The 12,377-nt window shown below is 45.7% G+C and carries 10 protein-coding genes; 7 read left to right on the top strand and 3 right to left on the bottom strand.

What is annotated here, in order from left to right:
- Nucleotides 1–497: 497 nt before the first annotated feature.
- A complete protein-coding gene (gene era, locus ACRC32_RS11105; protein ID WP_438554013.1) occupies nucleotides 498–1,454 on the bottom strand; it encodes a GTPase Era in 957 nt (318 codons plus the stop codon).
- A gap of 233 nt (nucleotides 1,455–1,687) precedes the next feature.
- On the opposite strand from era, the gene ACRC32_RS11100 reads away from it, so the two are divergent.
- From ACRC32_RS11100 to argC, 4 genes are all read left to right on the top strand, one after another.
- A complete protein-coding gene (locus ACRC32_RS11100) occupies nucleotides 1,688–2,785 on the top strand; it encodes an ATP-dependent 6-phosphofructokinase (RefSeq protein WP_438554012.1) in 1,098 nt (365 codons plus the stop codon).
- A gap of 477 nt (nucleotides 2,786–3,262) precedes the next feature.
- Nucleotides 3,263–4,291 (top strand): response regulator, encoded by a 1,029-nt coding sequence (locus ACRC32_RS11095; RefSeq protein ID WP_438554011.1) that lies wholly within the window; start codon nucleotides 3,263–3,265, stop codon nucleotides 4,289–4,291.
- Nucleotides 4,292–4,400: 109 nt separating this feature from the next.
- The gene (locus ACRC32_RS11090) at nucleotides 4,401–5,420 is read left to right on the top strand and encodes a hypothetical protein (RefSeq protein ID WP_438554010.1); all 1,020 of its coding nucleotides are present in this window, start codon (nucleotides 4,401–4,403) and stop codon (nucleotides 5,418–5,420) included.
- Between the two features lie 337 nt (nucleotides 5,421–5,757).
- Complete coding sequence (argC, locus tag ACRC32_RS11085) at nucleotides 5,758–6,816, top strand: N-acetyl-gamma-glutamyl-phosphate reductase (protein WP_015154801.1); 1,059 nt, start codon at nucleotides 5,758–5,760, stop codon at nucleotides 6,814–6,816.
- Nucleotides 6,817–6,904: 88 nt separating this feature from the next.
- Here argC and eno read toward each other — a convergent pair whose 3' ends face one another.
- Nucleotides 6,905–8,194 carry a phosphopyruvate hydratase gene (gene eno / locus ACRC32_RS11080; RefSeq protein ID WP_438554009.1) on the bottom strand — a complete coding sequence of 430 codons (1,290 nt, stop codon included), beginning with the start codon at nucleotides 8,192–8,194 and terminating at the stop codon, nucleotides 6,905–6,907.
- A gap of 224 nt (nucleotides 8,195–8,418) precedes the next feature.
- Complete coding sequence (locus ACRC32_RS11075; protein WP_438554008.1) at nucleotides 8,419–8,583, bottom strand: hypothetical protein; 165 nt, start codon at nucleotides 8,581–8,583, stop codon at nucleotides 8,419–8,421.
- Nucleotides 8,584–8,586: 3 nt separating this feature from the next.
- Between ACRC32_RS11075 and gloA the strand changes: the two genes are divergently transcribed.
- The 3 genes from gloA (at nucleotide 8,587) to clpB (ending at nucleotide 11,933) form a co-directional block, all read left to right on the top strand.
- Nucleotides 8,587–9,012 carry a lactoylglutathione lyase gene (gloA, locus tag ACRC32_RS11070; RefSeq protein WP_438554007.1) on the top strand — a complete coding sequence of 142 codons (426 nt, stop codon included), beginning with the start codon at nucleotides 8,587–8,589 and terminating at the stop codon, nucleotides 9,010–9,012.
- A 13-nt stretch (nucleotides 9,013–9,025) separates the two neighbouring features.
- Nucleotides 9,026–9,181, top strand: a complete 156-nt coding sequence (locus ACRC32_RS11065; protein WP_438554006.1) for a hypothetical protein — start codon at nucleotides 9,026–9,028, stop codon at nucleotides 9,179–9,181.
- A 94-nt stretch (nucleotides 9,182–9,275) separates the two neighbouring features.
- The gene (gene clpB, locus ACRC32_RS11060; protein WP_438554005.1) at nucleotides 9,276–11,933 is read left to right on the top strand and encodes an ATP-dependent chaperone ClpB; all 2,658 of its coding nucleotides are present in this window, start codon (nucleotides 9,276–9,278) and stop codon (nucleotides 11,931–11,933) included.
- Nucleotides 11,934–12,377: the final 444 nt, after the last annotated feature.

Raw genomic sequence — 12,377 nt, 5'->3', positions numbered from 1 at the left:
AGTGTAGATGATTTGAAAAATAAAATCCTCAATTTTATTGACTACTTCAACAAAACAATGGCTAAACCTTTTAAGTGGACATATAAAGGCAAAGTCTTGGCAATTTAATAGTTTGCTTATTTATGCCACAGTGTACTAGCACTACTACCATAGTTAAACGTACCTGATGGTACGCCTGTCGTGCGATCGTAGGTAGAACCATTGGTTGTTGCTACTGGATTTTCTGAAGTTTGATTTGTAGCAGTAGCGCTGCTTCACAATTGAGGTTTTAGCCACCACAACAAACCACCAATAACCAGCAATGTCAGAACTTTGCCAATAATTAATCCTTTAATTAACAGGACAACATCTTTGTTTTTCTTGAGTGGAGTCCGATTGGATTTTTCAAATATTTTTCAGTTATCAGTTATCAGTTATCAGTGAAGAAGAGGAGCGCACGAGCTTCCGAGCAAGGAGAATTATTGCCGACTTTTAACTTTTGACTTTTGACTTCCTCATCATTCTTCTACTTTGTAACCAAATTCTGATAGTCTGAGCCGAGATTGCCTCCATTTTGGTTGTACTTTTACAAATAGTTCTAAATAAACTTTCCCTGCGATTAGCTTTTGAATTTGTTCGCGAGCAGCGCTACCGATCGCTTTGAGCATTGCTCCTCCCTTACCGATCAGAATTCCTTTTTGAGAATCTCGCTCGATATGAATAGTCGCAAATACACGGGTAATATTAGGAGCTTCCTCCACTTTGTCAACGGTAATTGCTACGGAGTGAGGAACTTCATCCCGTGTTAGCAATAAGATTTGCTCGCGAATTAATTCTCCCATGATAAAACGTTCTGGCTGGTCTGTAACTAAGTCGGGAGGATAATAATAAGGACCAGGCTCCAAACATTCCACAATTGCCTGTTGCAATGCTTCTAAGCCCTCACCACTGAGGGCTGAAAATTTTAGCATCTGCCATTGGTAAGATTTAGCTATTTCTTGGTAAGAACGATCCAAATCTTCAGTATTGGTCGAGCGCCGGTCGATTTTGTTCAGCCCTAGAACTACAGGGGTTTGTGTTTGAGTTAGCAATTCGATAATAAAGCGATCGCCTCCCCCAGCAACTTGAGAACCATCTACCACAAACAACACTACATCGACAGAATCAATGGCAATCTGAGCATTTTTGACTAACACTTCTCCCAACTGATGATGGGGTTTATGAATTCCTGGCGTATCGACGAAAATAAACTGAGCTGCGGGTGTGGTCAAAATTCCTCGCAAGCGGTTGCGCGTTGTCTGCGCGACCGGAGAAGTAATTGCAATTTTTTGCCCCACAAGTTGATTCATCAACGTCGATTTACCAACATTAGGACGACCGATAATCCCAATAAAGCCAGATTTATAACCAGGCGGGGCTTGGGGAATAGTTAATGCATCCGAAAAATCAAAAGAATCGTTATCTGAAGTAATCACTGCGTAGAACTAGCTGAATATTGCAAAAAATAAAGAAATCTAAAATCAAATTGTAATTAAGATCGATGCTACCTGTTTCAGTCTAATGTACTGCTTTGGTAGAGTGGTGCGTGTTGATAGGGTGTAGGGTGTGGGGTGTGGGGTGTAGTGACAAGTCACAAGTCACAAATCAACTGGTCACTGACAACTGATAACTGACAACTGACAACTGACAACTGACAACTGATAACTGAATGAAAAGAATTGGAATTTTGACCAGTGGTGGAGATTGTGCGGGTTTGAATGCCGCGATTCGTGCCGTGGTGCATCGCGCTGTCGGTACTTATGGCTGGGAGGTATTTGGAATTCGACAAGCCACTTTAGGATTGATGGCTCAACCACCACAAGCGATCGCCTTAGAAATTGACAAAGTTGATGGATTGCTCGTAGCTGGTGGGACAATTTTAGGAACGACCAATAAAGGCGATCCTTTTGCTTTTCCGATGCCAGACGGGACTATCCGCGATCGCTCGGAAGACATTATCGCAGGCTACCACCAATTAGGCTTGGATGCCATGATTGGCATTGGTGGCGACGGTAGTATGGCGATTTTACGTCGCCTTGCCCAACAAGGAAATCTTAACTTGGTGGCAATTCCTAAAACAATTGACAATGATGTCGGCGTAACCGAACTTTCAATCGGTTTTGATACTGCCGTAAGTATCGCCACTGAAGCTTTAGATCGGTTGCATTTTACGGCTGCCAGTCATTCCCGGGTGATGATTTTAGAAGTCATGGGACGCGATGCGGGACATATCGCTATCAGTGCGGGGATTGCTGGTGGTGCTGATGTGATTTTAGTCCCAGAAATTCCTTACACTGTCGAGCGCGTCTGTTACACGATTAAAGAAAGACAAGAACAGGGGAAAAATTATTCTCTCGTCGTCGTATCGGAAGCGGTGCGGACGGAAACAGGTGTATGCGTCATGTCCACCGATCGCTTGGGACAATGTCGCTATGGTGGCATCGGTCAATATTTAGCTGACGAAATTTGCACTCGGATTGGGGCAGAAACGCGAGTCACAGTACTAGGACACGTTCAACGAGGTGGTACGCCGTCGCCACTAGAACGGGTAATTGCCTCTGCTTTTGGTGTTGCGGCTGTCGATTTGATCGCCGAAGCACAGTACGACCGCATGGTAACGTGGCAAAAACGTCAAGTTGTCAGCGTTCCCATTCCCGAGGCGATCGCCCAATACCGCGCAGTCAATCCTCACGGTACACTGGTCAAAACTGCCCGTGGCTTGGGAATTTGTTTAGGTGATGAGCAGAGAGTAGGGAGCAGGGAGTAGGGAGCAGAGAGTAGGGAGCAGGGAGCAGGGAAAAGAGAGCTGCTCTTGAGCTGGGGGAGCGCAGGGTCGCTGGGGGAGAAAATACCAATTACCAACTACCAATTACCATCACTGCTGATTTCTGACTTGCGACTGTAGACGGTTCAAAAACTGGTATCTACTGAGTCTCTTCTCACCTAAAATTTAGAATGGTAAGAATTAGTAGTTGAAAAAAGTGCTGTATGTTGTGAAAGCAAAATGTGAAAGCAGAAGTTGCGAACGCGGAGGTAGAATTAGTCGTATGTGGCTAGTGCCTCAAAGATAAATTTGAGTTAATTTATTAAAATTTTTCCGGTATAATTTAGATATTTTTTGACAAAATGAAACAATCTCACTGATGAGTCTGTGACTTTTGGCGAATTGTTCCGTCCAGCTTGTTGTCCTGCCAACAGACTTCACACAGACTTCAGATTGTAGATAATAATACAGGTATATTGAGTGAACAGCTTCGATCTAGCTCCGCCTAAAATCCTGGTAGTTGACGACCATCCAGCTAGTCGTATGACGGCTGTAGCTATTCTCTCGGTAGAGGGGTACGAAGTTTTAGAGGCAGATAGTGGCTCGTCAGCGCTAGAGTCCGTCAGTCAAGGTCAACCGGATCTAATCCTACTGGATGTGATGATGCCAGAAATGGATGGATTTGAAGTTTGTTGCCAACTGAAGCAGGACGAACAGACAAGGCTGATCCCAGTCATTTTTATCACAGCTTTAAACGATAGACAAGCTAGAATTCGTGGGATTGAAGCTGGGGGAGATGATTTTTTAAGCAAACCTTTCGATCGCCTGGAATTAGCTGCCCGCGTCAAATCCTTGGTGCGTCAAAAGCGTTTGAATGAAGATTTAGATCATGCTTCGCAGGTGTTATTTTCCATTGCTAGAGCAGTGGAAAGCCGCGATCCCAATACTGGCGATCACTGCGAACGCTTGGTAAACTTGAGCGATGCTTTCGGTGGCTATCTCAATCTGTCCCGCGCTCAGAGACGAGATTTGATGTGGGGTAGTTATTTACACGATATTGGTAAAGTTGGCATTCCCGATGCCGTGCTGCTGAAGACGGGAAAACTAAATCCCAAAGAGTGGGAAGTGATGCGACAGCACGTTTTGATCGGTGAGAGAATCTGTCAACCCCTGCGGACGATGCGAGGAGTGATTCCGATTGTTTTGCACCATCACGAGCGTTGGGATGGTTCTGGTTATCCCTATCAACTGATTGGAGACCAGATTCCTTATCTCGCCCAAGTATTTCAAATTATTGATATTTATGATGCTCTGACTAGCGATCGCCCATACAAACGCGCGCTGTCTCAGGAAGAAGCATTAAAAGTTTTGGTTGCAGAAACCAATCGAGGATGGCGTAATCCCGAACTCGTACAACAGTTTATCAACTTTATTAACTCAACTGCCATCCCCGCAACCTCTCTGGAGGGACTGGGGGTTAGGAGCGAGGGATTAAGGGCTAGAGGTTAGACTTTTTTGCAGAAAAAGAAGGATTTTTCCCTCAGCCTTTTTCAATCCTCATGCTTCAAAAAGAGTTCTGCCCTACAGCCCCTCATCACGATCGCCCCTAGTCCCTTCCATGACACTGCAAATTTCCTGTCCGGCTTGTCGTCATTCTGTTTATTTTCCCAACTTTGAAGAATGCGATGAAGACTTTCTCGAAAGTCTATGTTTCAGGTGTGACTATAGATATGCTTTAGTACGCACCGAAGTTGCTAGCTTTAATTCATACCTAGAATCATGGTATCGAAATAAATATAACAAGCAACCAGAATACAGACGGGTCTATCAATTGCGGTTATATGATGTAGGTACTCCAGACAAAAATAATCAGCTTCAAGCACTAGACTTTTCCACTTTAGGGCAAGAGGAAAAGATATCAGCTGTAGCTGGAGACAAATTACTTTTGCTTTATCTGATGCAAGGTAAGGTTTTAAAAGAGTTGTTGTGGTTAGAAAATTCGAGTACGAGCGAAAGTTACCTTTTAAGAAAACCAGGGACAAGAGCAAAATCTTTAGCCTTTAATATCAGTAAGTTAGCTCTAGCCATTACCGTACCGTTATGCATTCTAAATCCTACAACCAATAGAATGCTATTATCTGTGGCTGCACCTACAGCAGCGGGAATAGGAACCTACGTAACTATGCGCCAAAGACTCAAAGAACGCGATCGCCAAGAGTTAGGTAGGCTCACCTCCGAGCAGCAATTGCTATCGCAAAAATATGAAATGGAGCAACAGACTCTCAAGTTGCAGCAAGAGTTAAATGCTAATAAAAAGCTGATTCGGCGTTTAAAGAATTTACAACAAAAAATGTTAAGCGCGCAACAAGAGTTATACGGTCGTCAAATTGAAATTACGAGCAAAGGCATCAATAAAATCGCGCAACAAATTAAATTATCAGAAGAATTGTTAGATGGATATTATCAAATAATTAGAATGATTTCTATAGAATACGAAACCTCACGTATTGCTCAAGTACTGCCAGAAAATGTGAGTGAGAAGATTCTCAGGCAATTAGACGAATTAAAAGCAATTGAATTAAAAAAGCAAGCAATGGCGGCGCAGGTCGATCCGCAAAAACTGCTACAGGAAATTTGAAAGGGAGCGCACGAGCAGGGAGTAGAGAGCAGAGGGGCAGAGGGGCTTCAGGTGCAGAGAGAGAATTGAATTCCGAATTCCGAATTCTCCCCACACTCTTTCTTGCACCACGACGCGGCTAGATTGGCGTAACTGATAACTCACCCCACGGCTCACGTCAAGATTTGAAAAAATTGTTGCAACGAGATTTCCCTTTTAGTACTACAATGCAGCGAAAGTTAATTTTTTTCCTAGTTTACAAATCCATTTCAGAGGCTACGAGCAGTTGGCGATCGCCAATTGTCAAAGCCAGATCGCAATCGAGTCATAAAAATGTATTTCATCAGGATTGATTGTCATGGGTAAAGAAGGGCGCGTATCGGTAGGAATTGTTGGCGCGTCAGGCTATGGCGGGGTGCAATTGGTCAGGTTGTTAATGGATCATCCTGAAGTAGAACTCGTCTACTTGGGTGGCGATAGCAGTGCTGGCAAATCGTTTGCTGATATATACCCCCACCTAGCTCATCGGGTAGCGCAGCCAATCGAATCTGTCGATCCAGAAGCGATCGCAGCAAGGTGTGAGGTAGTCTTTCTCTCACTCCCCAATGGTTTTGCTTGCGATATGGCTCCTCAGTTGGTCGATAAAGGTTGTAAAGTTCTCGATCTATCTGCCGACTATAGATTTAGCGATTTAGAAACTTACCAAATCTGGTACGGCAAACAGCGGCAAGACATAGCTGTGGCAACAAAAGCAGTTTATGGTTTACCAGAACTGTATCGCGATCGCATTGCCGAAAGCCAACTGATCGGTTGTCCTGGCTGCTATCCCACCGCCAGTTTGTTAGCACTTGCACCCCTACTAAAACAAGGCTTGATCGTTCCTGAAACTGCGATCGTCGATGCAAAATCTGGCACGTCTGGGGGTGGTAGACAGGCAAAAACTGGACTGTTGCTTGCAGAAGCAGATAACTCCTTTGCTGCTTATGGCGTTGCTCGTCACCGTCATACGCCAGAAATCGAGCAAGTTTGCAGCGATTTGGCTGGACATCAAGTGTTAGTGCAATTTACTCCTCACTTAGTCCCGATGGTACGCGGTATCCTCGCCACCGTCTACGCCACTCTGCGCGATCCTGGATTAGTCAGAGAAGATTTAATTACCATCTACAGAGCTTTTTATCGCAATTGTCCTTGGGTAACAATTTGCGACAGTGGCATCTATCCCCAAACTAAGTGGGCGTGCGGCAGCAATCTCTGCTACATCGGCATCGAAACCGATCCCCGTACCGGTAGAGTCATCGTCTTGTCAGCGATCGATAACTTGATCAAAGGACAAGCCGGACAAGCAATTCAATGCCTCAACATCATGATGGGTTGGGACGAGAGTTTGGGATTACCTAAGCTAGGGTTTTATCCCTAATTTTGGTAATGGGTAACAGTCAGCAATTGGTAGTAATTAACAACTACCAATTACCAATTACCAACTACCAACTACCAATTACCAATCCCTACTTCGGTCCCATCTTCACAGTTCCAGCATAAACAGCGCGATCGCCAAGTTCGTCTTCAATACGCAATAGGCGGTTATATTTTGCTACCCGTTCGCTGCGACAGAGAGAACCAGTTTTAATCTGACCTGCACGTGTTGCTACAGCTAAGTCAGCGATCGTCGTGTCTTCTGTTTCTCCCGAACGATGGCTGATAATCGAGCGAAAACCGTTACGGGTAGCTAGATCGATGGTTTCTAAAGTTTCTGTCAGCGAACCAATTTGATTCAGCTTGATCAAGATGGCATTTCCTGCTTTGGTTTCGATCCCTTTTTGTAGGCGGGTGGCATTAGTCACAAAGAGATCGTCGCCGACAAGTTGAACGCGATCGCCAATTTTTTCAGTTAACAGCTGCCAGTGCTGCCAATCTTCCTCATGTAACCCATCTTCAATTGAGACAATTGGGTATTCACCGACTAGTTTAGCCAAATACTCGATAAACTCAGTGGGTGCATGAGCTGCGCCGTCATAGACATACTGCCCGTCTTTATAAAACTCGCTGGCAGCCACGTCTAAGGCTAATGCGACTTCCTCCCCAGGTTTATATCCAGCTTTGGCGATCGCGCTCATCAGTATTTCTAGAGCTACCTGATTCGACTCTAAATTGGGCGCAAAACCGCCTTCATCTCCCACACCAGTGAGCAATCCTTTATCGTCCAGCACCTTACTCAAAGCAGCAAAAACTTCCGCCCCCCAACGTAGCGCCTCTCGAAACGAAGACGCACCAATCGGAACGATCATGAATTCTTGAAAATCGATATTATTTGCTGCGTGAGCGCCACCATTAATCACGTTCATCAACGGTACGGGTAGCATGTTTGCTAAAGGACCCCCCAGATAGCGATATAAAGGAATTCCGAGTAACTCTGCTCCTGCCTTCGCCGCCGCCAAAGACACCGATAAAATCGCATTTGCTCCCAGCTTGGCTTTATTTGGAGAGCCATCTAGAGCGATCATGGCGCGATCGAGGGCTTCTTGATTCAAGACATCCATTTGAGATAGTTGTGGGGCGATCGCCGAATTGACATTTTCCACCGCCTTGAGTACCCCTTTACCCCCATAACGGCTCTTATCGTCATCTCGAAGTTCGTGCGCCTCAAAAGTGCCTGTAGAAGCCCCACTGGGAACCTGGGCGAGTCCCACCACTCCCCCAATTAAATGTACTTCCGCCTCGACAGTAGGGCGACCCCGCGAATCGAGAATTTCTCTAGCAATAATGTTGTCTATAGCGCTGTCTATTGTATCGATCATGCTGCGTAGCTCCTTTTTCAGTTATCAGTTGTCAGTTATCAGGGAGCAGGGAGTAGGGAGGGCACGAGCAGGGGGAATACACTACTCACTACTCACTACTCACTTCATTTGAGTCAGGATAGGAATTTTACAGGCTGATGGGTACGATGTTAAGGATCATTCAACACGAAATTGGTTTTCTGTTGGTTGTCATTTGTCATTTGTCATTTGTAAGGAGCTAGGAGTCAGAAGTCAGGAGTCAGGAGTAGTTTAATCTCCTTGGCTCCTCTGCTTCCTCTGCTTCCTTGTCTTCTCCCTCTCCCTTGTCTCCCTTGTCTATCTGCTGCCTGCGCCCGACTCCCGACTCCCCATTCCCTAGAATAGAGATCGATGCTGAAATTTGGAGTCACTTAATGCGATTACTACACACAATGCTTCGCGTCGGTAACTTGGATGCATCTCTCAAGTTTTACTGCGAACTTTTGGGCATGAAGTTGCTGCGCCAGAAAGACTATCCAGGTGGTAAGTTTACCCTGGCTTTTGTAGGCTATGGTGACGAGGCAGACCACACCGTTCTCGAACTCACCCACAATTGGGACACAGAGAAGTACAACTTAGGTGATGCTTACGGTCATATCGCGATCGGCGTTGATGACATTTACGGCACTTGTGAAGAAATTAAAGCCCGTGGCGGTAAAGTAGTACGAGAACCAGGACCAATGAAGCACGGTTCTACAGTTATCGCTTTTGTTGAAGACCCCGACGGTTATAAAGTAGAGCTGATCCAACTCAGTTCTAGAGAATCTGCTACTCCCCAGAAGGAGTTAGTGTCACAGTAGGCGAAGGTATACGTTGGACACGGGAGAGGGGGAAGACAAGGGAGACACGGGAGAGCTGAGGGAGCGCAATGTTGCTGAGGAAGCAAGAAATTTAAAATCCCTACACCCCACACCCTACACCCCTTCTTTCCCTCGCTCCTCGCTCCTTATCCCTCTCAAGATAGGATAGGCTAATAGCGATCGCAATACTAGCACCAGATGGTATTTTCTTTTTAATCTAAAGTCAGTCGCAAATCTAAAATCGCAAATCTAAAATCGTCAAAATGCAGCCCACCGACCCTAACAAGTTCACCGAAGAAGCCTGGGAAGCGATCGTCAATTCTCAGGATTTGATGGTTCAACGTTTTCAGCAACAACAACTGGAGGTCGAACACCTCGCGATCGCACTTTTAGAACAACCAAAAGGGCTAGCTAATCGGATTCTGACTAAAGCTGGTGTCGATCCCGCAGCAATGGCACAGCAGCTTGAAGCTTTCGCCAAGCGACAGCCGAAAGTGGGTAAAAGCAGTCAGCTTTATTTGGGTCGAAATTTGGATCTGATGCTCGACCGGACAGATGCGATTAGAACGAACTGGCAAGACCAACACGTTTCAGTCGAACACCTGCTGATAGCGTTTGGGGAGGACGAACGGATCGGGCGTAGGGTGTGTAAAGGCTTCAATCTCGATACGGCAAAGCTAGAAGCGGCAATTAAAGCGATTCGTGGCAATCAAAAGGTCATAGACCGAACCCCCGAAGCACGCTACGAAGCTTTAGAAAAATTTGGGCGCGACCTAACGGAACAGGCAAAGGTTGGTAAACTCGATCCCGTCATTGGTAGAGACGATGAGGTGCGGCGCGTGATTCAGGTATTGTCTCGCCGCACGAAGAATAATCCTGTTTTAATTGGCGAACCAGGTGTGGGGAAAACTGCGATCGCAGAAGGGTTGGCGCAACGGATTATCAAAGGCGATGTCCCTGAATCCCTCAAAAACAGACAGCTCATTACTCTCGACATGGGTAGCTTAATCGCTGGGGCAAAATATCGCGGTGAGTTTGAAGACCGTTTGCGTGCTGTATTACGGGAAGTTACCGAATCTAACGGACAAATCGTCTTATTTATCGACGAATTACACACTGTTGTCGGTGCGGGTGGCACGACTCAAGGCGCAATGGACGCGGGGAACTTACTCAAACCAATGCTGGCACGAGGAGAGTTACGCTGTATTGGCGCGACAACTTTAGATGAGTATCGCAAGTATATTGAAAAAGACGCAGCCTTAGAACGCCGCTTCCAACAAGTCTTTGTCGATCAACCCTCGGTAGAAACGACAATTTCGATTCTCCGAGGCTTAAAAGAACGATACGAAGCACATCACAGCGTCAAAATTACTGATTCTGCTTTGGTTGCAGCAGCGACGCTTTCCCACCGCTATATTACCGATCGCTTTTTACCCGATAAGGCGATCGATCTTGTCGATGAAGCTGCTGCCCAATTGAAAATGGAGATCACTTCTAAGCCGACAGAACTAGAAATCATCGATCGCCGTTTAATGCAGTTGGAGATGGAAAAACTCTCGATTGCTGGTGAAGACCAGCGTGCCGCCATTACCAAAGAACGCTTGGAACGGATCGAGCAAGAAATTTCGACATTGACGCAAAAACAACAGGAATTAAATTCTCAGTGGCAGGGTGAAAAACAGATCCTTGATGCGATCGGTGCTTTGAAAAAAGAAGAAGAATCTTTGCGGGTACAGATCGAACAGGCAGAACGCGCCTACGATCTCAACACGGCAGCACGGCTGAAATACGGGCAACTAGAAGGAGTACAGCGCGATCGCGAAGCGAAAGAAACTCTACTAATAGAAATTCAAAGCCAGGGTTCTACACTGTTGCGAGAAGAAGTCTCCGAAGCTGATATTGCCGAGATCGTCGCTAAGTGGACGGGTATTCCAATCAATCGCCTGTTAGAGTCAGAACGCCAGAAATTACTCCAACTCGAAAGCCACCTCCACGCTAGGGTGGTCGGTCAATCTGAGGCTGTATCAGCTGTAGCAGCAGCTATTCGCCGCGCTCGGGCAGGCATGAAAGATCTCGGTCGTCCCATCGGTTCTTTCTTGTTCATGGGTCCGACAGGAGTAGGTAAAACAGAATTAGCGCGAGCATTGGCACAGTTTTTATTTGATGCTGACGATGCTTTAGTCCGCTTGGATATGTCCGAATACATGGAAAAACATTCGGTTTCCCGCCTAGTGGGAGCGCCTCCTGGTTACGTTGGTTACGAAGAAGGAGGGCAACTCTCAGAAGCGATCCGTCGTCGTCCCTATTCTGTGGTGTTGCTAGATGAGGTGGAAAAAGCCCACCCAGATGTATTTAATATTCTGCTTCAAGTGTTGGATGACGGACGAATTACGGATTCTCAGGGTAGAGTCATTGACTGCCGCAACACGGTGATCGTCATGACGAGTAATATTGGTAGCGAGCGCATTCTCGATTTATCTGGAGATGATACCGACTACGAACAGGTACAACGGCAAGTTTTAGAGGCACTGCGATCGCACTTCCGCCCCGAATTTCTCAACCGCGTCGATGACCTGATTATTTTCCACCCCCTCGATCGCAGCCAGTTACGGCAAATTGTCAGCATTCAGCTCAAACGAGTCCAAAGACTGCTCGACGAGCAAAAAATTGGCATCGTGCTATCGCCAGCAGCTCAAGATTACTTGGTAGATATCGGCTATGACCCCGTATATGGTGCTCGTCCGCTCAAACGAGCCATCCAACGTCACCTAGAAAATCCTCTGGCAACTAAATTATTAGAAGGGACTTTTACCGAAGGCGACACTATTCAAGTCGATTGTCAGGATGGCGCTCTTTCTTTCCAGTGTCAACGCTCAGTTGTCACCTATTCGCCAGCTCTTTCTAAGCCTGATACAAATTAAGTCATAAATAATACTTAAATTTTCTCGTCGTTTTTCTTTAGCAATTTAGTGGCGATCGCCTCAGTGAATGCTTTTCAAATCGGGCATTCACTCAAAATTTGCTAATTGAGAGCGACTTTTTTATTGCAAGCTATGTTGTCAAATATACTCCGTATCGCTTGACTTTTCACAGGAGAGATCTATACTCCTGTCCTCCTGAGCCACTTCAAATAGGATAAAAAAACTACTAAATCCAGGGAAAATTTAGGTGATTTTCGCTCTTTTAGTCACAAAATCAGATTTCAGTGTAAATTAAGATTTGTAACTGCCAGAGAAATTAGGAGTTAGTCTATAATCTGAGGCAACACTTGGCTGGCTAGCAGATCGGTAGTAACTATTTAGTATTAGTTCACATTCATACCCAGGACTGAGAAATTATGTTTTTAGAGTAGGTGTAATGAAATA

This window comes from Chroococcidiopsis sp., from assembly GCF_051657925.1.
Lineage (GTDB): Bacteria > Cyanobacteriota > Cyanobacteriia > Cyanobacteriales > Chroococcidiopsidaceae > Chroococcidiopsis.
This window is presented reverse-complemented; position numbering and strand designations above follow the sequence as displayed.